Raw genomic sequence first — 21980 nt, 5'->3', positions numbered from 1 at the left:
TAAAGAGGGCTCATGGCCGACGACGCGTCCAAGCAAGCCCGTGCGCCCGCCGCCGACGCCAAGTTCGGCCGCGGGTTCCTGCACGACATCTGGTATTTCGCCGCCCTCTCCAGCGATCTCAAGCCCGGCAAGCTGCAGCGCTACGAGCTGCTGGGCGAGCCGGTGCTGCTGGGCCGCGACCGGGCCGGGAAGGTCTATGCCCTGCGGGACATCTGCCCGCACCGCGCCGCGCCGCTGTCGGCCGGCAGGCTGACCGAGGAGGCCGACGGGAGCCCCAGCGTCGAGTGCCCCTATCACGGCTGGCGGTTCCGCACCGACGGGGCCTGCGCGGCCATCCCCTCGCTGGTCGATGACCAGGCGATGGATGTCAGCCGGGTCCGCGTGCGGCGCTATCCGGCCGCCGAGAGCCAGGGCCTGGTCTTCATCTGGGTGAGTTCCGATCCGCGCTTTGCGGGCGAACCCACCGAGCCACCACCGGCCTTCCCGGGCGTGGTCGGCGGCGGGCCCAAGCTGGTCGACCGCATGGTGTTCGACGCCCATATCGACCATGCTGTCGTCGGGCTGATGGACCCAGCCCACGGCCCCTATGTGCATCAGCAGTGGTGGTGGCGCTCGGCCAAGAGCCAGCACGAAAAGGCCAAGAAATTCGAGCCGCGCGAGCAGGGCTTCGCAATGGTCCGCCATCAACCGTCGAAGAACAGCCGCGCCTACGCCATCCTGGGCGGCGAACCCCTGACCGAGATTGTCTTCCGCATTCCCGGGCTGCGCTGGGAGCATGTCACCGTCGGCGCGCGCCAGGTGCTGTCGCTCACCTGTCTGACTCCGGTGTCCGAGACGAAGACCAAGATCACCCAGATCGTCTGGTCCGATCACCCGGCCTTCCTGTTCCTGAAGCCGTTCATCGCCGCCGGCGCACGGGCCTTCCTGCGCCAGGACGGGGATATGGTGAACCTGCAGAACGAAGGCCTGCGCTACGATCCCGCCCTGCTGTGGGTCGACGACGCCGACCGCCAGGCCAAGTGGTACCAGCAGCTCAAGCGGGAATGGTCGCTGAGCCGCAAGGAGGCTCGGGGGTTCGTCAATCCCGTGGAAGCCGCCACCCTGCGGTGGCGCAGCTAGGCCTCGGCCAGCGGCCATTTCCGGAATGATGACGCGGGCTTGGGGGGTCTGGTGAATCGCAAAGAATGGCCGGCCGGCGTCGTCCTGCCGCTGCTGGCCACGGTGGCGGCCATGGCGGCGTTCCAGGTCGGGGCCGCCTTCGCGAAGTCCCTGTTTCCGGCGATCGGACCCGAAGGCGCGGCAACCCTGCGACTGGGGCTCGGGGCGGTGATGCTGCTGGCCATCGCGCGGCCATGGCGCGCCTGGCCCGCCTCGGCGCCCCTGCTTCCCCTGCTGGGGCTTGGCGTGTCCGTGGCTGTGGTCATCCTGGCCTTCTACATGGCGATCGAGCGCCTGCCTCTGGGCCTAGCTATCGCCCTGCAGTTCCTGGGTCCGCTGGGCGTCGCTGTGTTCGGATCGCGGCGGTGGAGCGACCTTGCCTGGGCTATCCTGGCGGCTGCGGGGGTCTGGCTGCTGGTCGGGATGGGGGCGCCGGGCGCGGCGCTTGACCTGGTCGGGATCGGCTGGGCGCTCGTGGCGGCGGCGGCTTGGGCGACCTACATCCTCTGCGGTCGGGTGGCGAGCGTGGCTTTCGGGCGCTCGACCGCGGCCCTATCGGTCGCCATCGCGGCCCTTCTGGTGCTCCCGGTCGGGGTGCATGAGGCCGGGGCGGAGCTGCTGTCCCCGGCGCTGATCCCCATGGCCCTGCTGGTGGCGCTGATGTCCACCGCGGTGCCGTTCTCGCTGGAGCTCTATGCCATGCCGCGCATGCCCGCGCGGACCTTCGCGGTGTTCACCAGCCTGGAGCCGGCCTTCGGCGTGCTGTCGGGGCTCTTCCTGCTGCAGGAGCGGCTCGACGTCGCGCAGATCGGCGGCGTGACGGCGGTGGTCGCAGCGGCCGCCGGGGCCGCCTGGTCAAGCGCCGGCCACTCCGCCGTGGCCGAGGCTCCGCCGACCTGAACTCAGGCCGCCGCGGTCTGCGAGGCCTGGGGCGGTTTGGGGGCGGTCAGCTTCAGGTCGTCGATGCGGATCGGCGCGAAGCCGCGATCGGACTCCCAGTCGATGCGACCGCCCAGGGCGGTGATCGTCGAGACCGGCTCCAGGCGGCGCAGGTCCATCGCCTTCAGCGCCTGGTGCGGGACCTTTACATGGACGACGGGCTGCTGTTCGACGTCCCCGCGCGTGGTGGGCAGGAAGCAGCGGGCGACCACGTCGATCACGTCCAGCGGCACCACGGTCATGATCTCGGCCGCGACCCGCAGGGTGGCGGAGCAGACGCAGGCCAAGTGCATCTCCTGGCGCATCTCGGGCGGCAGGGCGACATAGGCGCTGCGACCGCCCTCGTCGAGCTCGACGGCCTCGTCGGGAATGGCGTCGAATTCCAGGGCGTCCAGATAGACCACCAGCCTGCCGGGCGAGGGCATGTGGACCCCAAGCCCCTCCAGCACCGGCGCCAGCTCTGCGGCCGGCACGTGGGCCTTCAGCGACTGTTCGATGGCGGAGATGTCGAGGGCCAGCACGCCGGCGGCGAGGCTGACGTCGAGATTGTGGACGTCGGCGGCCCGCTTGGCCCGCGCATAGATCTCGGCGTCCTTCTTGGCGGCTTCCAGCACCTTTTCGGCCAGGGCGCGGCGGCGGTCCTGGCCCAGGCCGAACAGACCGTCGATCAGGCCGGGCTGATAGTTGGCCAGCGCGCGGCGCGCCTTCTGCTCAAGCGCATTGGCGCGGACGGCGGGCTCGACCATGCCGGCGCCGGCGATGTCGTTCCAGTCCAGCCGCTCGTACTTCACGCAGTGGATGCGGGTCAGGGTCTCGAACAGCGCGTCATAGCGGGCGGCCATTTCGGGGGCGGTGGAGCGGCGTGTGGTCGCTCGCTCCTTGCGTTGGCGCTCGCGCAAGGCTTTCTTGGTCGCCCGGTCGATACGATTCATCGTCGCGATGATCGTCTTTGCCGACCCTTGGGCGTCCATTTTTGCTCCGCGTGTCTATTCGTCGCACTCCTTTCTGAAATACCTGCGTTTTCCTCACCGATCTCTTAAGAAAATCATGGACTTCACCACAACCAACGGTTTCGAACTCGCCTATGACGATATTGCTCCGCTTGATTACGAGCGGGCGATCCTGCTGATTCACGGCTTCGCGTCGAACCGAAACGAGGGTTGGAAACGCACCGGTTGGTACGCGGCGCTCGAGCGGCGGCGCTTTCGCGTGATCGCCCTGGACCAGCGCGGACACGGGCAAAGCGGCAAGTCGCACGACCCCGCCGCCTATCTGCGCGAGAACCTGGCCCGCGACGTGGTGGAGCTGATCGACCACCTGGGAATCAACCGCGTCGACCTGTTCGGCTATTCCATGGGCGCGCGCACCGCCGCCGCCGCCGCCCTGGCCGCGCCCGAACGATTCTCGAACCTCATCCTTGGCGGCGTCGGCGACAAGCTGCTGACTGAGCGGATGGGGGAGCGCACCGAACTGATGGTCGCCGCCATGCTGGCCGAGGATCCGGAGACCATCACCGAGCCGTTCCTGAAGAGCTTCCGCCAGTTCGCCGACGAGCAGGGCGAGGACCGCCAGGCGCTGGCCGCCTTCACCCAGGCGACGAACCCGCCCCTGGACGTGGCGGGGTTCGCGACCCTGCCGATGCCTGTGCTGGCGGTGGCTGGCCAGCGGGAGACCAACGGCGACCCGGAGCAACTGGCCCGGGCCTTCGCCCATGGCCACGGGGTCGTGGTTCCAGGCTGCGACCACTTCTCGGCCATTCCGCACGCCCTCACCAAGGCCGCGGTGTTCGACTTCATCGACGGCCTGCTGGACGACCCCTGGGCGCGGTGACGGCCTAGGCTCGCGAGCTTCTTCCTCTCCCCCCGAAGACGGGTGGAGAGGAGGAGATTGAAAGCGGTCCTCGTGGCGAGATGTCTCCCCGAGGCCGGTCGCCTAGTCCTTCGGGCCCATGTTGTAGGGGCCGCCCTTTTCAAGGGCCTTGCGATAGGCGGGACGGTCCTGGAAGCGCTTCACCCAGGCGGCGATGTTCGGATAGGCGCCGTAGCGGCCGAAGGCGCCGGTGACCTCGCCCACGAAGCTCATCTGGATGTCGGCGGCGCTGAACTCGCCCATCAGCCAGTCGCGGCCGGCGAGCGCGCCCTCCACATAGCCCAGATGATTGGCGATCTCGCTCTCGATGCGCGGATGCAGCGGCCCGCCGGCCTCGCCCAGGCGGCCGACATACATGAACAGCATCAGCGGCAGCATGGCCGAGCCCTCGGCATAGTGCAGCCACTGCTGGTAGACGTCGTAGTCCTTGGAACCCGCGGCCGGGGCCAGCTTGCCGCCGCCATGGTGGCGAATGATATAGTCGATGATCGCCCCCGACTCGATGACGGTGGCGTCGCCCTCGGTCACCACCGGCGACTTGCCGAGCGGATGGACGGCCTTCAGCTCCGGCGGGGCCAGGCGGGTGGTGGCGTCGCGCTTGTAATTTTTTATCTCGTAGGGGGTCCCAAGCTCCTCCAGTAGCCAGAGGATGCGCTGCGAGCGCGAGTCGTTGAGGTGATGGACGACGAGCATTGGGTTGCCTCCCGTGGCGTTAGGCTGGGAGTAGCGGCGCACGTGACCCACGACAAGCTTCGCCTATAGTCGCCGCCGATGATCCTGCCAGACCTCAGCTCCCTGCTGTCGGAGGCCGCCCGCGCGGCCGAACTTTTCGTGGCCGAGACCAAGGCCGCGGTGGCCGACCGCGTGAGCCCGGGCGGGCGCCTGGACCGCACCGCGCTCGACGCCGAGCAGCATATTGCCCACGGCCTGGCCTGGGCTGCGGCCTATGCCGAGACCCTGCGCCAGACCACCGCCTGGGCCGACCACCTGCAGGGCGAGGGCCGGTTCGGCGACGCCGAGGCCCTGCCGGCCCAACTCCTGGCCTTCGAATATCTGAGCCAGCTGGCCGGCGGCGTGCCGATGAACCAGGGCGAGACCTTCCGGCCGGGCGATGTCGGCGTCTCGACCCGGGCGCTGGAGCCGCTGATCGAACGCCTTAGGCCCGGCGCTTCCCAGGCGGTGCGCCACCGGATCGTCGTGCTGCTGGACGAGGCGCGTGGCCGGCCCTCGCTGGAGGCCAGCGGCCTGGACGCGACCCTTGAGCAGGTGCGCGACCACTTCCACGCCTTCGCCGAGGAGAAGATCGTTCCTTTCGCCCACGGCTGGCATCTGCGCGACGAGCTGATCCCGCTCAGCCTGATCGAGGAGCTGGCGGCGCTGGGCGTGTTCGGCCTGACCGCTCCGGAGGAACGTGGCGGCGCGGGCATGGGCAAGGTGGCTATGTGCGTGGTCTCCGAGGCCCTGTCGCGGGGCTGGATCGGGACCGGTTCCCTCGGCACCCGTTCAGAGATCGCCGCCGAGCTGATCCTGGCCCACGGGACCGACGACCAGAAGGCCCGCTTCCTGCCGGGCATAGTTTCGGGCGAGATCATCCCCACCGCCGTCTTCACTGAGCCGGAGGCGGGGTCGGACCTGGGCTCCCTGCGCACCCGCGCCGTCCGCGAGGGCGACGATTGGAAGGTGACCGGCGCCAAGACCTGGATCACTCACGCCGCCCGCGCCGACCTGATGACCCTGCTGGTCCGCACCGATCCCTCGTCGAAGGACCACCGCGGCCTGTCGATGTTCCTCGCGGAGAAGCCGCGCGGCTCGGTCGAAGCGCCCTTCCCGGCGCCCGGCATGGACGGCGGCGAGATCGGGGTGATCGGCTATCGTGGCATGAAGGAATATGAGGTCGCCTTTGACGGCTTCTCCGTGCCCCACGCCAACCTGCTGGGCGGCCAGGAAGGCCAGGGCTTCGTCCAGCTGATGGCGACCTTCGAGAGCGCCCGCATCCAGACGGCGGCGCGGGCCATCGGCGTGGCGCAGTCGGCCCTGGACCTGGCGCTGGACTATGCCCTGGCGCGACGGCAGTTCGGCGGCCCGATCGCCGACTTCCCCCGCGTGGCCAACAAGCTGGCCATGATGGCCGCCGAGATCCTGGGGGCCCGGCGGCTGGCCTGGTTCGCGGCCCGGGCCAAGGACGAGGGCCGCCGCTGCGACCTGGAGGCCGGCATGGCCAAGCTGGTCGCCGCCCGCGTCGCCTGGGCCTGCGCCGACAACGCCGTCCAGATCCACGGCGGGACCGGGTTCGCCATGGAGCAGCCGGTCAGTCGCATCCTGGCCGACGCCCGCATCCTCAACATCTTCGAGGGGGCCGGCGAGATCCAGGCCCAGGTCATCGCCCGGCGGCTGCTGGAAGGCGCCAACTAGGCGGCGACGAGAAGCCGCCCGATCGCGCCCATATGTCGGCCACACGACACCGAGACGCCGGAATTCCATTCCGCACGACAGCGTTGTGCGAGCATGCTCAACGAGCATTGGAGTCCGGCAACGTCGTCGACGCGACGTTGCGCCCCCGAAACATTGGAAAAACACCGCTCTGCGACGCTGCGCCACACAGCCACCTTCGCCATTTGGCGCTAAATCCCTCTCAAACTCGTATCGCGGAACGGGTTCGCTGAACATGATCGATTGAAGCCTTCGCTTGGACGCGCCGCGGCGAGAGGCTAAGAGGACCGCACGGTCATGATGACCAATGACACCGCTCTCCGGGTCGACCCGGATCGCGCCGACGCCAACGAGGAAGTCCGCCAGCTGATCGTCGATCTGCGCGACGCCTCCCGTGACGGGCGGAAGCTCGCGCAGCGCTACGCTGAGCTGCTGGAGAAGGTAGTGGAAGAGTATTGCGTAGAGTTCGAAATGCGCGCGGAAGCGGCCTTGGCGAGGCTGCAAGCGCGATGAAACACGTCCCCAGCACCATCGAAGCCACCGGCGAGACCGAGGTCAGGGTCCCGACCCGCCGCGCCCTGGCCAAGCAACAGACCCGCGCCAAGGTCCTGGCCGCCGCCCGGCGGCTGTTCTCCGAAGCCGGCTATGAAGGCGCCACCATCCGCGACATCGCCGCCGAGGCGGGCATGTCGACCGGCGCGGTGTTCGCCAACTTCACCGACAAGTCGGACCTGTTCCGCGAGATCATGGTCAGCGACATGGAAGCCCTGACCGAGGCCATGGCCGAGGCGAGCAGCCGCGGTCGCACCGTCGAGGACGCCCTGCTGCGTCTCTTCATGGCCGGCTACGCCTTCTACAAGACCCAGCTGCCGCTGGCCCGGGCGGCCTTCAGCATCTCCTGGCTGCCCGAGCAGGGCCCAGAGTTGCGCACCCTGCCGCCGGTGAACGCCATTCACGAGCTGATCACCGACCAGCTCAACCTCGGCGTCGAGCGCGGGGAGTTGTCTCAGGAAGTCGAGGCCAAGCTGCGGACGCAGATGCTGTTCGACTGCTACCTCGCCAACTATCCCGAGGCCATCTTCCAGGGTTGGAGTCTCGAGGCGCTGCAGGCCAAGTCCAGGGACCAGATCCGCGTGGTCCTGGCCGGCGCGCGGCGAGGCTAGATCCGTCACGGATCGGCTGCGGGGGCGGCTGGTCCGCGACGAACTGTCGCAGACGCAGGAGAACCGCGCCCACGGTCGCGGCTGCTCCGTAACCAGGGATAGGAATGCCGCGGATCGCACCGCGGACGGGGGGACATGGCGGGGGTACGCAAATCCCAGAAGGAGGCGACGCGGCAACGCGTCCTCGACGCCGCGCGCGATCTCTTCGAGAGCCGCGGCTACGAGGAGACCACCGTCCGTGAGATCGCCCGCCACGCCGAGGTCTCGGTGGGGAGCGTTTTCACCACCTTCTCTTCCAAGGGCGACATCCTCAGCCAGGTCATGGCCGACCGGCTGGACGCGCTCTATGCCGAGCTCGACAGGGTGGCGCCCCACCTGCGCGGATCCACGCCGGACCGGCTGCGCTCGCTCTTCGCCATCCACTACGCCTTCGAAACCCGCCGCACCCGGCTGTTCCTGGCCCACATAGCGGCGGCCTACAACTGGACGCTCAGCCCCGCCAGCCGCCCCTATGGTCGCAATCTGCGCCTGCGCCAGGTGGTCCGCGACTGCCTGGCCGAGGGCGTGGTCCGCGGCGACGTCGATCCGGCCTGCGACCTGGACGTGGTGATCGACGCCCTGATGGCCTCCTACGCCTGGACCTACCGCCTGGCGGCCTGGGACGAGGCCGACGCCCAGGCCATGAGCGCGGTCATGGACCGCCATATCGGCTTGATCTCGCAAGGCTTCCGCGCCCGCCCCACGGCTTAGTCTCCCCACGGCGCGACGGCGGCGCTAGATTGGGCGCATGAACACAATCTTCCAGTATCTCATCCCCATCAGCCTGGCCGCGGTGACGGTGACCCTGTTCATCGGCCTCTACGCCCTGTTCCGGGGCGGCGACTTCGGCCGGTCCTATTCCAACAAGCTTATGCGGCTACGGGTGCTGCTGCAGGCCATAGCGGTCGCCGTTCTCGTGGCCGCCGTCTGGTGGCGCCACAACGCCGGCGGCTAGGATGGTCACCCTCAACAAGATCTACACTCGCACCGGCGACGGCGGCGCCACGCGGCTGGCCACCGGCGAGCAGGTGTCCAAGGCCTCCCTGCGGGTCGAGGCCTATGGCGCGGTGGACGAGGCCAACGCCTGCCTGGGCCTGGCGCGCCTGCACACCGCCGACGAGCCCGCGTTCGACGCCATGCTGGCCCGGGTGCAGAACGAGCTGTTCGACCTGGGCGCCGACCTGGCGACCCCGCCCCGCGAGGGCGAGACCAACACCCTGCGGATGATCGACAGCCAGATCGAGCGGCTGGAGCGCGAGATCGACGCCATGAACGCCGGGCTTCCGCCGCTCACCTCCTTCATCCTGCCGGGCGGCACGGCGCCCGCCGCGGCGCTCCACCTGGCGCGCACTGTGGCCAGGCGGGCCGAACGCGTCGCCGTGGCCCTGGTCGAGGCCGGCGAGCCGGTCAGCCCGGCGGCGATGAAATACCTGAACCGTCTCTCCGACTTCCTGTTCGTCGCCGCCCGCCACGCCAACGACCGCGGCGCACGCGAGGTGTTCTGGAAGTCGGGCGCGACGCGCTAGTTCCGGGCGGCGGGGACGGTCGCGGGCGGACGGGCCAGGTCGCCGGTCGTGCCGGTGACGCCGTCGGCCTTGGCCGCGTCGTAGGCGGCGCGGTCCTTGATCACCCGCCCGGTGATGTCGGAGATCGGGATCGGGTGGGCGCACGTGCGGGTGCGCCAATCCCACCAGTCGCCGGAGGCCTCGCACTTCTGAGCCGGCCAGACCCAGCCGTAGTGGTAGACGAAAGCGCCCGCGCTGAGCAGGGCGAAGGCCGCCAAGAAGATCAGTTTCAGGCGGTCGATCGTGCGGTTCATCGTCTCGTTCTTCTACTCAAGCGGGCGCGGTTGGCGCTCCCATCGGCCGAAATTGCGGCGAGGTGTGTCCGGGCGCCGACTTGCAATGCTCGGCGGAAGCGTTATGCCGCATCCGACCGATTTTTCCGCAATGCAATTTGAGGCGCTAGCGACCCATGAAGGTGTTGGTCCCGGTTAAACGGGTGATCGATTTTAATGTGAAGGCCAGGGTGAAGTCCGACCAGTCGGGCGTCGACCTCGCCAACGTCAAGATGTCCATGAATCCGTTCTGCGAGATCGCGGTCGAAGAGGCCGTTCGTCAGAAGGAAAAGGGCGCCGTGACAGAGGTGGTCGCCGTCTCCATCGGACCGATCCAGGCGCAGGAAACCCTGCGCACGGCGCTGGCCATGGGCGCGGACCGCGCGATCCTGATCCAGACCGACCAGGATCTTGAACCCCTGACCGTCGCCAAGCTGCTCAAGGCGGTGATCGCCGAAGAGAGCCCGGACGCGGTGATCATGGGCAAGCAGGCCATCGATGGCGACAACAACGCCACCGGCCAGATGCTCGCGGCCATCCTCGATTGGCCACAGGCGACGTTCGCCTCGGCCATCGAGCTTGCGGCCGGCAAGGCCAAGGTGACCCGGGAGGTCGACGGCGGGCTGCAGACCCTCGAGGTCTCGCTGCCGGCGATCATCACCGCCGACCTGCGCCTCAACGAGCCGCGCTACGCCTCGCTGCCCAACATCATGAAGGCCAAGAAGAAGCCGCTCGACGTCAAGGAGGCCGGCTCGCTCGGCGTCGACCTCAAGCAGCACCTGAAGGTCCTCAAGGTGACCGAGCCCGCCAAGCGGGCCGGCGGCATCAAGGTCGAGACCGCCGCCGACCTCGTCTCCAACCTGAAGACCGCGGGGGTCCTCTAATGGCCGTTCTCGTCATCGCCGATCACGACAACGCGTCGCTGAAGGACAACACCCACAAGACCGTCACGGCCGCCCTCGCCCTCTCGAAGGACGTGGACGTGCTGGTCGCCGGCGCGGGCGCCAAGGGCGTGGCCGACGCCGCCGCCAAGATCGCCGGCGTGCGCAAGGTGCTGCTGGCCGAGAGCGACGAGCTGGGCCACGGCCTGGCCGAGGCCGTCGAGGCCGTGGTCGTGCCGCTCATGGCCAACTATGACGCGGTCCTGACCCCGGCCACCTCGCAGGGCAAGAACTTCTCGCCCCGCGTGGCCGCCAAGCTGGATGTGGCGCAGATCTCCGAGATCGTCGAAGTGGTCGACGCCTCGACCTTCGTGCACCCGATCTATGCCGGCAACGCGCTGGAGACCGTCCAGTCCTCCGACGCCAAGAAGGTGATCACCGTCCGCCCCACCGCCTTCAAGGCGGCGGCCGAAGGCGGCTCGGCCTCGGTGGAGACCATCTCCTCTGGCTCCGGCGCGGCCAAGACCAAGTTCGTCGACCAGCAGCTGGTGAAGTCGGAACGTCCCGAACTCGCCGGCGCCAAGATCGTCGTCTCCGGCGGTCGGGCCATGGGCTCGGCCGAGGAGTTCCAGCGGGTGATCGAACCCCTGGCTGACAAACTGGGAGCCGCCGTCGGCGCCTCCCGCGCCGCCGTCGACGCGGGCTATGCCCCCAACGACTATCAGGTCGGTCAGACCGGTAAGGTCGTGGCTCCGGAACTCTATGTCGCCATCGGCATCTCGGGCGCCATCCAGCACCTGGCCGGCATGAAGGACTCCAAGGTCATCGTGGCGATCAACAAGGACGGCGACGCGCCGATCTTCCAGGTCGCCGATTTCGGCCTGGTGGCCGACTACAAGAGCGCCGTGCCGGAGCTGATGGACGCCCTGACCGCCGCGGGAAAGTAGCCGTCACGCCTTACGGTTGAACCATCCAGGGCGGCTCCGCGAGGGGCCGCCCTTCTTTTTGGACCGCCCACGCTGCGGCGCAGCAAAAGCCTTGGCGACGGCGGCCCAGCCTATGTTAGAAACCCGTCACACGCGGTCGCCCCGGTTTGCGGCCAGGTCATTCGAGGCTCTTTCTGCATGGTTCAGATCAGGTCCGTCGGCGTCATCGGCGCCGGTCAAATGGGCACCGGCATCGCTCATGTCTGTGCGTTGGCCGGCTATGACGTCCTGCTGCACGACGTCAGCGTCGACAAGATCGCCGCCGGCATCGCCCTGATCGAGAAGAACCTGACCCGACAGGTCTCCCGCAACATCATCGACCACGAAGCCGCTCAGGCGGCCATCGCCCGCATAAAGCCCGCCGACGAGCTGCAGACCATCGGCGCCACCGACCTCGCCATCGAGGCGGCCACCGAGAACGAAGAGGTCAAGAAGAACATCTTCAAGGCGCTCGCGCCGCACCTCGGCCCCGACACCCTGCTGGCCTCCAACACCTCCTCGATCTCGATCACGCGCCTGGCCTCGGTCACCGACCGGCCCGAGCGGTTCATCGGCCTGCACTTCATGAACCCGGTGCCGCTGATGAAGCTGGTGGAGGTCATCCGCGGCATCGCCACCGACGCGCCCACCTACGAGACCGCCGTCAACTTCGCTCGTTCGCTGGGCAAGACCACCACCAACGCCGAGGATTTCCCCGCCTTCATCGTCAACCGCATCCTGGTGCCGATGATCAACGAGGCGATCTACACCCTGTACGAGGGCGTCGGCACGGTCGAAGCCATCGACAATGCGCTGAAGCTGGGCGCCAACCATCCGATGGGCCCGCTGGAGCTGGGCGATTTCATCGGCCTGGACACCGTGCTCTCGATCATGAACGTGCTCTACGAGGGCCTGGCCGACTCCAAATACCGGCCGTGTCCGCTACTGGTGAAGTATGTCGAGGCCGGCTGGCTGGGCCGCAAGACAGGCCGCGGCTTCTACGACTATCGCGGCGAGACGCCCATCCCGACGCGGTAGTATCCTTCGAGCCTCACCAAAGCACGTCTACAGCATATGCCGTCAGCGCCTCATCCTTAGTGATCAAGTCCGCTTCAAGCCTGCGAGCCTGAGCGACGAGAATGCGATCCCACGGATCTCGGTGATGGAGCGGCAGTCGAGCAGCTTCCCAGGCGTCTCCAGCCGTGATGTCCAGTAGCTGGAGGCCAAGCGACGGGAGCGTCTCCGGCATGTTGTGCGGCATACGCTGCAAGGCGCCGTTGCGGTTGCGCAGACGGGGCTCCCGCCGCTTGAAATCGATCTCGTAGATGCTGACGGTGCTGACCCAGACCTCGTCTGCATTCTCGATGGCGAGCCTGGCGGGTGGAGACAATCTCTCAGGCTCAATCAGCCACCACAAGAGCGCGTGCGTATCCAACAGGACGCTCACGTCTTGTAGAACTCGTCTTCATCCAGCGATTGAGCCGCCTCTTCCAGTTCAGGATCGGGCCGCAAAAACAGATCTGGGTCCTCCAGAGGCCCGAGATGCGCCCATGCGCCTGCGACGCGCTTGGCCTTCTGGGTTGCGGGCACGAGCTTGAGCGTAACAATCGGCTTGCCGGCGCGCGCCAACACAATTTCTTCGCCCGCTTCGGCCCGAGCGACGAGTTCGGAAAGCTTGGCTTTCGCCTCGGCGATATTCACCTGAAGGGTCATCAGATGATAATAGCACATACGACATGTTGGTCCAACGACTTGGACCAACATGTCGGTCAAGGCGACTGCGACGGTTAATCCATTCGACTTGCAAGGCTTGCCCGGCCGATACTCCGAGTTGATTCGGACCGGCGGGCTTATGCGACAGTTCACGTCGGTGGCGCTTGCGGCCACCTATCTCTGCCTTGCGCTGATCGTCGCCCTCCTGCTGTGGCGGAACGGCGGCGGCTGGGCCGCGGGCGTCGCGGCCCTGGTCGGCGGCCTGGCGCTCTGCGCCGCGATCCATGCCATGGTCTCCGCCAGCCTGAAGATGCGCACCCTGCAGCGAGGCCTCGACATGGTGCGCGAGGCCAACACCATCCTGCTGCTGCAGATGGAGAAGATCGACACTCGGCTGTCGGAAGTGGCCGAGACCATGACCGAGGAGGCGGTGCGCCGCACCGAGGAGCTGCACGACGAGGTCCACATCCTGGAGGACCTGGTCCAGCGCATGGGCCAGCGGCTGGAGGAACGGGTGGTCAGCGCGCCCCTCCCCGACCGCCAGCACGACAGCCGCCGCAGCCACCAGTCCGCCGCCTTGCTGGGAACCGTCCGCGACGCCCTGGCCGAGAACCGCGTCGACCTCTACCTGCAGCCGATCGTCGGCCTGCCCCAGCGGCGCACCGTCTTCTACGAGAGCTATTCGCGGCTGCGCGACGAGACCGGCCGGGTGCTGATGCCGGCCGAGTACCTGACCGTCGCCGAGCCCGAAGGCCTGATGACCTCCATCGACAACCTGCTGCTGTTCCGCTGCGTGCAGATCGTGCGCCGGCTGGCCAAGCAGGACCGCAAGGTCGGGATCTTCTGCAACGTCTCCACCTCCAGCCTGGCCGACGAGACCTTTTTCCCGCAGTTCCTGGAGCTGCTGGCCGCCAACAAGGACCTGGCCGGGGCCCTGATCTTCGAGCTGGGCCAGGCGGCCTTCGACGCCCGCGGCTCGGTCGAGGCGCGCAACATGGGCAAGCTGGCCGAGCTCGGCTTCCGTTTCAGCCTGGACAAGGTCATCGACCTCGACATCGACTTCCAGGACCTGGCCCGGTCCGACGTGAAGTTCCTGAAGATCAGCGCCCAGGTGCTTCTGGACGAGCTGACCGAGACCGACGAGGGCCTGGTGCTGCGCTCCATGCCCGACCTGGCGGCCCAGGACTTCGCCGCCCTCACCCGCCGTTACGGGGTCGACCTGATCGCCGAGAAGGTGGAGAGCGAGCGCCAGATCGTCGACATCCTCGAGCTCGACATCCAGTACGGCCAGGGTCACCTGTTCGGCGAGCCGCGGCCGATCCGCGACGCCGTCCTGGCCGAGACCGACCCGCCGGCCGACTTCCTGCGCCCCACCCTGCGCGGCCGGACCGGCCGGCGCGCCTGACGCCGCATTGACCAGGCGGACCTAGCCCGCTACCGCCCCCGGCATGACCGCGCCCAAGCTGATCTCCGGCCTCGCCGAACTCGCCGACCGCTACGACGTCCTGCTCTCCGACGTCTGGGGGGTGATCCACAACGGGCGCGAGAGCTTCCCCGACGCCTGCGCCGCCCTGGTGAAGTGGCGCGCCGAGCGTGGGCCGGTGATCCTGATCTCCAACGCCCCGCGCCCCTCCAGCGCCGTCCACGAGCAACTCGACCAGCTGGGCGTGCCGCGCGAGGCCTGGTCGGCCTTCGTCTCCTCGGGCGACGCCACCCGGCTGATGCTAGGCGCCCGCGCGCCAGGCCCCGCCTGGGCCATCGGCCCCGACCGCGACGCCCCGCTCTATGAAGGCCTCGACCTCACCTTCGCGGGCCCCGACGCGGCGGCCTTCATCTCCTGCACCGGCCCCTATGACGACGAGGTCGAGGGCCCCGACGACTACGAGGAGCGCTTCAAGGCGACCATCGCGCGCGGCCTGCCGATGATCTGCGCCAATCCCGACATCGTGGTGCAGCGCGGCGACCGGCTGATCTATTGCGGCGGAGCTCTGGCCCAGCGCTACGCCGAGCTGGGCGGCGAGGTGATCATGGCCGGCAAGCCCTTCGCCCCGATCTACGGCCTGTGCCTGGCCGAGGCCGAGGTGATCCTGGGCCGGAGCGTCGACCATTCCCGCGTGCTCTGCATCGGCGACGCGGTGGCCACCGACGCCAAGGGCGCCAACGACCAGGGCCTGGACGTGCTGTTTATCGCCAGCGGCATCCATGGCGCCGAGACCATCGGGCCCGACGGCCTGGACGCCCAGGCGGTGCGATCCCTGCTCGCCAGGGACGGCGCGCGGGCCAGCTACGCCATCGCCGACCTGGCATGGTGAGCAAAAGCCGCTAACTAGAGCATCTAACCGGGAGCGGGCGGCGTGCAGGGACTGTTCTTCGAGGATCTGGCCGAGGGCCAGTCGGCCGAGACCACCAAGATCGTGGGCGCGGCCGACGTGGAGGCCTTCGCCGCCGTGTCGGGCGACACCAATCCCGTCCACCTGGATGAGGCCTATGCCCGCGCCACCCCGTTCCAGGGCCGCATCGCCCACGGCATGCTGTCGGCGGCCTACATCTCCGCGGTGCTGGGCACCCGGCTGCCGGGTCCGGGCGCCATCTACCTCTCGCAGTCGCTGCGCTTCCGCCGGCCGGTGAAGCTGGGCGACCCGGTGGTGACCCGGGTCACCGTCCAGAGCCTGGACGAACGCCGCGGCCACGCCACGCTTGCCACCGTCTGCCAGGTGGACGGCAAGACCGTGGTCGACGGCGAGGCCGTGGTCATGGTCCCCCGGAAGCCCAAGTGACGCCCATGCGGATCGTCCACGGCTGGAAGGGGCTCGCCGACACCGATAAGGGCGCCGCCGTGGCGCTTGGCAACTTCGACGGCGTCCATCGTGGCCACCAGAAGGTCATCGCGCTCGCGGCCCGCGCGGCCCAGGCCGCCAAGACTCCGCTGGGCGTGATCAGCTTCGAGCCGCATCCCCGCCGCATCTTCCAGCCCGACGCCCCGCCCTTCCGGCTTATGACTACCGACCAGCAGACCCGGGCGCTCGCGTCCCTCGGCGTCGACCTGTTCTACATTCTGCCCTTCGACGCCGAGATGGAGCACCTGACCGACCGCGAGTTCGCCGCCCGGGTGCTGCACGATGGCCTGGGGATCGCCCACGTCGCGGTGGGTTTCGACATCTCGTTCGGCTATGGCCGGACCGGCAGCCCCGACATCATGCGCCAGTACGGCCAGGAGATGGGCTTCGGGGTCTCGGTGGCGGAGGCGGTGGGCGACGGCCACGCCAAGTTCTCCTCCACCGGCGTGCGCGAGGCCCTGCGCGACGGCCGGCCTCAGGACGCAGCGGCCATCCTCGGCCGCCCCTTCGCCATCGAGGGCGTGGTGGAACGTGGTCGCCAGCTCGGCCGCACCCTGGGCTTCCCCACCGCCAATGTGGCGCTCACCGACTATGTGATCCCCAAGTTCGGATCCTACGCCACCCGCACCCGCCTGCCCGACGGCCGCGAGATCGCCGGCGTGGCCAATATCGGGGTCAATCCCCAGATTCCCGGCGAGATCGCCCCGCGCCTGGAAGTCTGGCTGTTCGACTTCGACGAGGACATCTACGACCAGGTGATCGAGACCGACCTGATCGCCTTCCTGCGGCCCGAGGCGAAGTTCGCGGACCTTCCGACCATGGTCGCCCAGGTCATGGTCGACGCCGCCCAGGCGCGGGCGATGCTGCTGCCGGACTTCTGAGACCTTGGGTTTCGCGCCGGCCTCTGCTACGACCCCGGCGATGACTTCGGTTCGGAAATCCCTGCGAATTATCCGCCCGGCGTGACGCCGCCGGACGATCGATCCAGCGCGCGCCGGGTTTCACCCGCACCCTTTAGTTTCCGAGCCAAGCTGGAAAGTCCTATGGCCGACGACGCTGAAACCCCTACGCGGGACTACCGCGAGACCGTCTTTCTTCCCGACACCCCGTTCCCGATGCGCGGCGGCTTGCCCCAGAAGGAGCCTGAGATTCTGGCGCGCTGGGCGCAGATGGATCTCTACAACACGATCCGCGCGGCGCGTCACAAGGCCGGCGCGCCGCTGTTCGTGCTGCATGACGGCCCGCCCTACGCCAACGGCGCCATCCATATCGGCCACGCCCTGCAGAAGACCCTGAAGGACTTCGTGGTCCGCTCGCGCTTCGCGCTCGGCTACGACGTCGACTACGTGCCCGGCTGGGACTGCCACGGCCTGCCGATCGAGTGGAAGATCGAGGAGGAGCTGCGCGGTCAGGGCCGCCGAAAGGACGAGGTCTCCAAGGCCGAGTTCCGCGAGCGCTGCCGCGAATACGCCGCCCACTGGATCGAGGTCCAGATGGAGGGGTTCAAGCGCCTGGGCGTCCTGGGCGACTGGGAGAACCGCTACGCCACCATGGACTATGGCAGCGAGGCGGCCATCGTCGCGGAGTTCCACAAGTTCGTGGCTTCGGGCCAGCTCTATCGCGGCTCCAAGCCGGTGATGTGGAGCCCGGTGGAGCGCACGGCCCTGGCCGACGCCGAGGTCGAGTACCACGACCACATCTCGCCCACCGTCTGGGTGAAGTTCCCGGTGGTCGACTACACGCCCTACGAAGGCCTGTCGGGCGACGCCGATCAGGACGACGCCATGCCGGCCGGCACCGCCGAGGCCCAGGCCCAGGTGGACTCCTCGCTGAACGGCGACCAGGCCTGTATCGTCATCTGGACGACCACGCCCTGGACCCTGCCGGCCAACCGGGCGATCTCGTACAACCGCGCGATCTCGTATGGGGTCTATGAGGTCGAGGCCATGGAGACCGGCCTGGAGTTCGAGCCCTGGGCCAAGCCCGGCGACCGCCTGATCCTGGCCGACAAGCTGACGGCCGACGTCTTCGCCGCCGCCAAGATCGCCGCGGCCCGCCGCCTGGAGACCTTCGATCCCGCCGGCATGGTCTGCGAGCATCCGCTGGCGGCGCTGGACACCCACTACAGCTTCCAGGTCCCCCTGCTGGACGGCGACCACGTCACCGACGACGCCGGCACCGGCTTCGTCCACACCGCCCCCGGCCACGGGGCGGACGACTACATGGTCTGGCTGGCCCACGGCCATCGCGAGATACCCGAGACCGTCGATCCGGACGGCGCCTACTATCCCAATGTCCCGCTGTTCGGCGGGCTGAAGGTTCTGGAGACCGAGGGCAAGAAGGCCGGCAAGTTCGGCCCCGCCAACGGCGCGGTGATGGACAGGCTGATCGAGGCCGGCCGCCTGCTGGCCCGCGGGCGGTTGGCCCACTCCTATCCGCACTCCTGGCGTTCCAAGGCGCCCGTGATCTTCCGCAACACGCCGCAGTGGTTCATCCGCATGGACGACCCCCTGAAGGACGGCCGCACCCTGCGCGAGACCGCCATCGAGGCGATCGAGGCCACCGCCTTCCATCCCGAGGCCGGGCGCAACCGTATCCGCGCCATGGTCGAGAGCCGCCCGGACTGGCTGATCAGCCGCCAGCGCGCCTGGGGCTCGCCTCTGGCCATGTTCGTCGACAAAGAGACCGGCCATCCGCTGCACGACGAGGATGTCAACGCCCGCATCGTCGAGCTGATCGCCAAGGAGGGCGCCGACGCCTGGTTCACGCGGCCGGTCGCCGACTTCCTGGGGGTCCACGATCCCGAGCGCTTCGAGAAGGTCGAGGACATCCTCGACGTCTGGTTCGATTCCGGCTCGACCCACGCCTTCACCCTGGAGGGCCGCCAGAACACCCGTTGGCCCGCCGACCTCTATCTGGAGGGCTCCGACCAGCATCGCGGCTGGTTCCAGTCCTCGCTGCTGGAGAGCTCCGGCACGCGCGGACGGGCGCCCTACGACGCGGTCCTGACCCACGGCTTCACCGTCGACGAGAACGGCGAGAAGATGTCGAAGTCGAAGGGCAACACCATCGAGCCCCAGACGGTGATCAAGGACTCGGGCGCGGAGATTCTGCGCCTGTGGGCGGCCATGGCCGACTACACCGACGACCAGCGGATCGGCAAGACGGTGCTGGCCACCACCACCGACGCCTATCGCAAGCTGCGCAACACCGTGCGCTACCTGCTTGGGGCGCTCGCCGGCTTCACCGACGAGGAAGAAGTCGACTACGCCGACCTGCCGCCGCTGGAGCGCTTCATCCTCCACCGGTTGTGGGAGCTGGACGGCCAGGTGCGCGCCGCCTATCGCGACTACATCTTCCAGGATGTCTCCCGCCCCGTGCTGGAGTTCTGCCAGAACGAGCTCTCGTCGCTGTTCTTCGACATCCGCCGCGACGCCCTCTATTGCGACCAGCCCGACAGCCTGCGCCGCCGCGCCGCGCGCACGGTCATGGACCTGGTCTTCGAACGGCTGACCATCTGGATGAGCCCGCTCATCCCGTTCACCACCGAGGAAGCCTGGACCACGCGCTTCCCCGACGCCGGCTCCAACAGCCTGCGGGTGTTCCCGGAGACGCCTGCCGAGTGGGCCAATCCCGCCGAGGCCGAACGCTGGGCCAAGGTGCAGGCGGTGACCTCCGTGGTCACCGGCGCCCTGGAGGTCGAGCGCCGCGAGAAGCGCATGGGCGCGGCGCTGGAGGCCGCTCCCAGGGTGCATGTGGCCGATCCGGCCCTGATCGCCGCCTTTGAAGGCCTGGACCCCGCCGAGGTGTTTCGCACCAGCCAGGCGGCCCTGGTTCAGGGCGAGGGTCCCGCCGGGGCCTTCCGCCTGGCAGAGTCGCCTGGGGTCGCCGTTCAGCCGGTGCGGGCCGAAGGGACCAAGTGCGCCCGCTCCTGGCGGATCCTGCCGGAGGTGGGCTCCGATCCCCGCTATCCCGACCTCAGCCTGCGGGACGCCGAGGCCGTGGCGGCCTGGGACGCGGCCCGCGCGTGAGCACTCGGCACGGATCTCTCCACATTTCCGGGGGTGAAGATTGAAGTCGATCTCCAAGCTTGGCTGGTCGGCCTATCTGCTGGCCGCCGTGGTCATCGCCCTCGACCAGGCGTCGAAGTACTGGATCCTGGCGGTCTACGACCTGCCGTCGCGGTTCTCGGTCCCCATCGTCGGGCCGTTCTCCCTGACCATGGTCTGGAACAGGGGGGTCAGCTTCGGCCTGTTCCGCGCCGACCAGGAGCTGACCCGCTGGCTGCTGAGCGCCTTCGCGGTGATCGTCGCCGGCGTGCTGGCCTACTGGGCGCGGCAGGCCCCCCGCGCCTCCCTGGCGCTGGGCCTCGGCCTGGTGATCGGCGGGGCGCTGGGCAACGCCATCGACCGGGTCCGGTTCGGCGCGGTGGCCGATTTCCTGGATTTCCAGCGGCTGGGTTTCTTCCCCTGGGTGTTCAACGTGGCCGACAGCGCCATCACCGTGGGGGTGGTCTTCTTATTGCTCGATTCCCTGCGTAAAGAGCCTGCGACCTAATCCGCGTTGGCGTGGTTTACGCTTTGCGTTATTCAAACTCCCTTCCCGGCCGGGGGGCGGCCTTAGGAGCTATGTTTTTATGAGCTTGAACCGTGTGATCGTGGCGACCGCCTTGGTGGCGGCGACGGGTCTTTCGGCCTGCAGTTCCACGCGCAACGCGCTCGGCATGACCAAGGTCACCCCCGACGAGTTCCGTGTGGTCTCCAAGGCGCCGCTGGTGGTGCCGCCGGACTACGCCCTGCGTCCGCCGGCCCCCGGCGAGCCGCGCCCGCAGGAGCTGCAGCCCGAGAGCGCCGCGCGCAACGCCCTGCTGGGCCAACGCGACGCCCAGGCCCGCTCCGACGGCGAGAAGCTGCTGGTGGCCAAGGCTGGCGCCGACAAGGCCGACCCGCTGATCCGCTACGTGGTCGACGACGAGACCGGCGACCTGTCGCACAAGGAAAAGAGCTTCGCCGACCGGGTGATGTTCTGGAAGAGCGACAAGGCTCCCGCCACGGCGGCCACCACCGCCGCGGCCGGCGACAATGTCGAGGCCCCGATCGACGCCGCGGCCGAAGAGGCCCGGGTCAAGGCCCTGACCGGCGGCGGCGCGGTCGTCATCTCCCGCGAGAAGTCCTCGCGCATCAAGCTGCCGGGCCTCTAGGCCCAGCCGCCCAAGTCCTCCAGAAGGGTCCTGGCCGCGCGGCTGAGAAAGCCGTTGCGGCGCACCACCGCCACCACCGGCTGGGCCGCGTCGAGGTCACCGACCCCGATCACGCCCAGCTGTCCGGACTCCAACTCCTCATCGACGTCGCTGCGCGGCATCAGGGCCAGGCCGAAGCCGGCCGCGGCCAGCCGCTTCTGGGCGGTCAGGCTGTCGATGGCGGTCCAGGCGACATCCCCCATGCCGCGGGTCAGGAACAGCGCGAAGATATGGGTCGCGGCGATCTCCCGACGCCCGCCGGAGTCCGGGAAGGCGAGCCAGCGCTCGGCGCGCAGGTCCGCCAGGGCCGCAACCGGTCGGCCCGCCAGGGGATGTCCGGCGGCGCAGACCACCACCAGGGACTCCATCGTCACCAGCCGCGCCTCCAGGTCGGGAGACGGATCGTGATGGTAGCGCAGGCCCAAATGCGCCTCCCCACCCCGAACCAGGGCGCTGACCTCCGCGCTGGTGGCGGTGCGCAAGGCCAGGTCGACCCGGGGATGATCGCGCCGGAAGCGCGCCAGGGCTGAGGTCAGCCGGTCCCCGGCCAGCGTGCCCACCACCACCAGCGACACCGGGCCGGCGTCCTCGGTGGCCAGGGCCGAGACGGCGCCGCGGGCGTCCTCGATGGCCGCCAGGGCGCGTTCGGCATAGGGCAGCAAAACCTGGCCGGCCTGGCTGAGCGCCGCCCCGCCCGCCGCCCGATCGAACAGCGACGCCCCTAGCTCCTGCTCCAGCAAGGCGATGCGTCGGCTGATCGCTGGCTGCGATCTCAGCAACAGCCCCGCCGCCTGGGAGAATCCGCCGGCGCGATGGACCGTAACGAAGGTCCTCAGCCCGTCACTGTCCACGGCGACCTCCATGCAAATTCCTGATCTTGCATAGTCGAACTATGCATTCGACGGATCAG

General features: G+C 68.7%; 25 protein-coding genes. 19 read left to right on the top strand and 6 right to left on the bottom strand.

Annotated elements, in window-relative coordinates; genetic code table 11:
* Window positions 1-12: 12 nt before the first annotated feature.
* Window positions 13-1119 (top strand): aromatic ring-hydroxylating dioxygenase subunit alpha, encoded by a 1107-nt coding sequence (locus Q8Q88_RS19265; RefSeq protein WP_305676803.1) that lies wholly within the window; start codon window positions 13-15, stop codon window positions 1117-1119.
* Window positions 1120-1170: 51 nt separating this feature from the next.
* Window positions 1171-2058: a DMT family transporter gene (locus tag Q8Q88_RS19260; RefSeq protein ID WP_305676802.1), complete on the top strand. Its 888-nt coding sequence runs from the start codon at window positions 1171-1173 to the stop codon at window positions 2056-2058.
* A 2-nt stretch (window positions 2059-2060) separates the two neighbouring features.
* Here the strand turns inward: Q8Q88_RS19260 and Q8Q88_RS19255 are convergent, their stop codons facing one another.
* Window positions 2061-3068 (bottom strand): hypothetical protein, encoded by a 1008-nt coding sequence (locus tag Q8Q88_RS19255; protein ID WP_305676801.1) that lies wholly within the window; start codon window positions 3066-3068, stop codon window positions 2061-2063.
* A gap of 76 nt (window positions 3069-3144) precedes the next feature.
* Here Q8Q88_RS19255 and Q8Q88_RS19250 point away from each other — a divergent pair, with 76 nt between their 5' ends.
* Entirely contained in the window at window positions 3145-3927 is a 783-nt protein-coding gene (locus Q8Q88_RS19250) for an alpha/beta fold hydrolase (protein ID WP_305676800.1), read from the top strand.
* 102 nt (window positions 3928-4029) lie between these two features.
* Here the strand turns inward: Q8Q88_RS19250 and Q8Q88_RS19245 are convergent, their stop codons facing one another.
* Window positions 4030-4659, bottom strand: a complete 630-nt coding sequence (locus tag Q8Q88_RS19245) for a glutathione S-transferase family protein (protein WP_305676799.1) — start codon at window positions 4657-4659, stop codon at window positions 4030-4032.
* 78 nt (window positions 4660-4737) lie between these two features.
* Between Q8Q88_RS19245 and Q8Q88_RS19240 the strand changes: the two genes are divergently transcribed.
* The 6 genes from Q8Q88_RS19240 to Q8Q88_RS19215 all read left to right on the top strand — a co-directional run bounded on the left by Q8Q88_RS19240 (window position 4738) and on the right by Q8Q88_RS19215 (window position 9124).
* The gene (locus tag Q8Q88_RS19240) at window positions 4738-6378 is read left to right on the top strand and encodes an acyl-CoA dehydrogenase family protein (protein WP_305676798.1); all 1641 of its coding nucleotides are present in this window, start codon (window positions 4738-4740) and stop codon (window positions 6376-6378) included.
* A 318-nt stretch (window positions 6379-6696) separates the two neighbouring features.
* Window positions 6697-6909, top strand: a complete 213-nt coding sequence (locus tag Q8Q88_RS19235; RefSeq protein ID WP_305676797.1) for a hypothetical protein — start codon at window positions 6697-6699, stop codon at window positions 6907-6909.
* Entirely contained in the window at window positions 6906-7559 is a 654-nt protein-coding gene (locus Q8Q88_RS19230; protein WP_305676796.1) for a TetR/AcrR family transcriptional regulator, read from the top strand. Before Q8Q88_RS19235 ends, Q8Q88_RS19230 begins: the two co-directional genes overlap by 4 nt.
* A gap of 135 nt (window positions 7560-7694) precedes the next feature.
* Complete coding sequence (locus Q8Q88_RS19225; protein WP_305676795.1) at window positions 7695-8309, top strand: TetR/AcrR family transcriptional regulator; 615 nt, start codon at window positions 7695-7697, stop codon at window positions 8307-8309.
* Window positions 8310-8346: 37 nt separating this feature from the next.
* Complete coding sequence (locus Q8Q88_RS19220) at window positions 8347-8553, top strand: twin transmembrane helix small protein (RefSeq protein ID WP_305676794.1); 207 nt, start codon at window positions 8347-8349, stop codon at window positions 8551-8553.
* Between the two features lies 1 nt (window position 8554).
* Window positions 8555-9124 (top strand): cob(I)yrinic acid a,c-diamide adenosyltransferase, encoded by a 570-nt coding sequence (locus Q8Q88_RS19215; RefSeq protein WP_305676793.1) that lies wholly within the window; start codon window positions 8555-8557, stop codon window positions 9122-9124.
* On the opposite strand, the gene Q8Q88_RS19210 is transcribed toward Q8Q88_RS19215, so the two are convergent.
* Complete coding sequence (locus Q8Q88_RS19210; RefSeq protein WP_305676792.1) at window positions 9121-9417, bottom strand: hypothetical protein; 297 nt, start codon at window positions 9415-9417, stop codon at window positions 9121-9123. The genes Q8Q88_RS19215 and Q8Q88_RS19210 overlap by 4 nt on opposite strands.
* A gap of 155 nt (window positions 9418-9572) precedes the next feature.
* Here Q8Q88_RS19210 and Q8Q88_RS19205 point away from each other — a divergent pair, with 155 nt between their 5' ends.
* The 3 genes from Q8Q88_RS19205 to Q8Q88_RS19195 all read left to right on the top strand — a co-directional run bounded on the left by Q8Q88_RS19205 (window position 9573) and on the right by Q8Q88_RS19195 (window position 12319).
* On the top strand, window positions 9573-10319 hold the full coding sequence (locus Q8Q88_RS19205) for an electron transfer flavoprotein subunit beta/FixA family protein (protein ID WP_305676791.1): 747 nt from the start codon (window positions 9573-9575) through the stop codon (window positions 10317-10319).
* Window positions 10319-11263, top strand: coding sequence for an electron transfer flavoprotein subunit alpha/FixB family protein (locus Q8Q88_RS19200; RefSeq protein ID WP_305676790.1), 945 nt, complete (start codon window positions 10319-10321; stop codon window positions 11261-11263). Before Q8Q88_RS19205 ends, Q8Q88_RS19200 begins: the two co-directional genes overlap by 1 nt.
* A gap of 177 nt (window positions 11264-11440) precedes the next feature.
* On the top strand, window positions 11441-12319 hold the full coding sequence (locus Q8Q88_RS19195; protein ID WP_305676789.1) for a 3-hydroxybutyryl-CoA dehydrogenase: 879 nt from the start codon (window positions 11441-11443) through the stop codon (window positions 12317-12319).
* Window positions 12320-12332: 13 nt separating this feature from the next.
* Here Q8Q88_RS19195 and Q8Q88_RS19190 read toward each other — a convergent pair whose 3' ends face one another.
* Both Q8Q88_RS19190 and Q8Q88_RS19185 read right to left on the bottom strand, forming a co-directional pair.
* Window positions 12333-12728, bottom strand: coding sequence for a type II toxin-antitoxin system VapC family toxin (locus Q8Q88_RS19190; RefSeq protein WP_305676788.1), 396 nt, complete (start codon window positions 12726-12728; stop codon window positions 12333-12335).
* On the bottom strand, window positions 12725-12994 hold the full coding sequence (locus tag Q8Q88_RS19185; RefSeq protein WP_305676787.1) for a type II toxin-antitoxin system Phd/YefM family antitoxin: 270 nt from the start codon (window positions 12992-12994) through the stop codon (window positions 12725-12727). The genes Q8Q88_RS19190 and Q8Q88_RS19185 overlap by 4 nt, the downstream gene beginning before the upstream one ends.
* A gap of 139 nt (window positions 12995-13133) precedes the next feature.
* Between Q8Q88_RS19185 and Q8Q88_RS19180 the strand changes: the two genes are divergently transcribed.
* From Q8Q88_RS19180 to Q8Q88_RS19150, 7 genes are all read left to right on the top strand, one after another.
* A complete protein-coding gene (locus Q8Q88_RS19180) occupies window positions 13134-14399 on the top strand; it encodes an EAL domain-containing protein (protein ID WP_305676786.1) in 1266 nt (421 codons plus the stop codon).
* 43 nt (window positions 14400-14442) lie between these two features.
* Window positions 14443-15306 (top strand): TIGR01459 family HAD-type hydrolase, encoded by an 864-nt coding sequence (locus Q8Q88_RS19175; protein WP_305676785.1) that lies wholly within the window; start codon window positions 14443-14445, stop codon window positions 15304-15306.
* 42 nt (window positions 15307-15348) lie between these two features.
* On the top strand, window positions 15349-15771 hold the full coding sequence (locus Q8Q88_RS19170) for a MaoC family dehydratase (RefSeq protein ID WP_305676784.1): 423 nt from the start codon (window positions 15349-15351) through the stop codon (window positions 15769-15771).
* A gap of 5 nt (window positions 15772-15776) precedes the next feature.
* A complete protein-coding gene (locus Q8Q88_RS19165; protein ID WP_305676783.1) occupies window positions 15777-16712 on the top strand; it encodes a bifunctional riboflavin kinase/FAD synthetase in 936 nt (311 codons plus the stop codon).
* 162 nt (window positions 16713-16874) lie between these two features.
* The gene (gene ileS, locus Q8Q88_RS19160) at window positions 16875-19862 is read left to right on the top strand and encodes an isoleucine--tRNA ligase (RefSeq protein ID WP_305676782.1); all 2988 of its coding nucleotides are present in this window, start codon (window positions 16875-16877) and stop codon (window positions 19860-19862) included.
* A gap of 40 nt (window positions 19863-19902) precedes the next feature.
* Complete coding sequence (gene lspA / locus Q8Q88_RS19155; RefSeq protein ID WP_305676781.1) at window positions 19903-20388, top strand: signal peptidase II; 486 nt, start codon at window positions 19903-19905, stop codon at window positions 20386-20388.
* Window positions 20389-20467: 79 nt separating this feature from the next.
* On the top strand, window positions 20468-21031 hold the full coding sequence (locus Q8Q88_RS19150; RefSeq protein WP_305676780.1) for a DUF3035 domain-containing protein: 564 nt from the start codon (window positions 20468-20470) through the stop codon (window positions 21029-21031).
* On the opposite strand, the gene Q8Q88_RS19145 is transcribed toward Q8Q88_RS19150, so the two are convergent.
* Window positions 21028-21921, bottom strand: coding sequence for a LysR family transcriptional regulator (locus Q8Q88_RS19145; RefSeq protein ID WP_305676779.1), 894 nt, complete (start codon window positions 21919-21921; stop codon window positions 21028-21030). The two genes, Q8Q88_RS19150 and Q8Q88_RS19145, sit on opposite strands and share 4 nt — an antisense overlap.
* Window positions 21922-21980 lie beyond the last annotated feature (59 nt).

The organism is Phenylobacterium sp. (assembly GCF_030697925.1).
GTDB lineage: Bacteria > Pseudomonadota > Alphaproteobacteria > Caulobacterales > Caulobacteraceae > Phenylobacterium.
The sequence above is the reverse complement of the archived record's forward strand: the minus strand, read 5'-3'. Positions and strand labels throughout refer to the sequence as shown.

Coding starts and splice junctions, on each gene's coding strand:
- Q8Q88_RS19265 (WP_305676803.1), top strand. CDS start 13: ATGGCCGACGACGCGTCCAAGCAAGCCCGTGCGCCCGCCGCCGACGCC.
- Q8Q88_RS19255 (WP_305676801.1), bottom strand. CDS start 3,068: ATGGACGCCCAAGGGTCGGCAAAGACGATCATCGCGACGATGAATCGT.
- Q8Q88_RS19250 (WP_305676800.1), top strand. CDS start 3,145: ATGGACTTCACCACAACCAACGGTTTCGAACTCGCCTATGACGATATT.
- Q8Q88_RS19245 (WP_305676799.1), bottom strand. CDS start 4,659: ATGCTCGTCGTCCATCACCTCAACGACTCGCGCTCGCAGCGCATCCTC.
- Q8Q88_RS19240 (WP_305676798.1), top strand. CDS start 4,738: ATGATCCTGCCAGACCTCAGCTCCCTGCTGTCGGAGGCCGCCCGCGCG.
- Q8Q88_RS19235 (WP_305676797.1), top strand. CDS start 6,697: ATGACCAATGACACCGCTCTCCGGGTCGACCCGGATCGCGCCGACGCC.
- Q8Q88_RS19230 (WP_305676796.1), top strand. CDS start 6,906: ATGAAACACGTCCCCAGCACCATCGAAGCCACCGGCGAGACCGAGGTC.
- Q8Q88_RS19225 (WP_305676795.1), top strand. CDS start 7,695: ATGGCGGGGGTACGCAAATCCCAGAAGGAGGCGACGCGGCAACGCGTC.
- Q8Q88_RS19220 (WP_305676794.1), top strand. CDS start 8,347: ATGAACACAATCTTCCAGTATCTCATCCCCATCAGCCTGGCCGCGGTG.
- Q8Q88_RS19215 (WP_305676793.1), top strand. CDS start 8,555: ATGGTCACCCTCAACAAGATCTACACTCGCACCGGCGACGGCGGCGCC.
- Q8Q88_RS19210 (WP_305676792.1), bottom strand. CDS start 9,417: ATGAACCGCACGATCGACCGCCTGAAACTGATCTTCTTGGCGGCCTTC.
- Q8Q88_RS19205 (WP_305676791.1), top strand. CDS start 9,573: ATGAAGGTGTTGGTCCCGGTTAAACGGGTGATCGATTTTAATGTGAAG.
- Q8Q88_RS19200 (WP_305676790.1), top strand. CDS start 10,319: ATGGCCGTTCTCGTCATCGCCGATCACGACAACGCGTCGCTGAAGGAC.
- Q8Q88_RS19195 (WP_305676789.1), top strand. CDS start 11,441: ATGGTTCAGATCAGGTCCGTCGGCGTCATCGGCGCCGGTCAAATGGGC.
- Q8Q88_RS19185 (WP_305676787.1), bottom strand. CDS start 12,994: ATGACCCTTCAGGTGAATATCGCCGAGGCGAAAGCCAAGCTTTCCGAA.
- Q8Q88_RS19180 (WP_305676786.1), top strand. CDS start 13,134: ATGCGACAGTTCACGTCGGTGGCGCTTGCGGCCACCTATCTCTGCCTT.
- Q8Q88_RS19175 (WP_305676785.1), top strand. CDS start 14,443: ATGACCGCGCCCAAGCTGATCTCCGGCCTCGCCGAACTCGCCGACCGC.
- Q8Q88_RS19165 (WP_305676783.1), top strand. CDS start 15,777: ATGCGGATCGTCCACGGCTGGAAGGGGCTCGCCGACACCGATAAGGGC.
- ileS (WP_305676782.1), top strand. CDS start 16,875: ATGGCCGACGACGCTGAAACCCCTACGCGGGACTACCGCGAGACCGTC.
- Q8Q88_RS19150 (WP_305676780.1), top strand. CDS start 20,468: ATGAGCTTGAACCGTGTGATCGTGGCGACCGCCTTGGTGGCGGCGACG.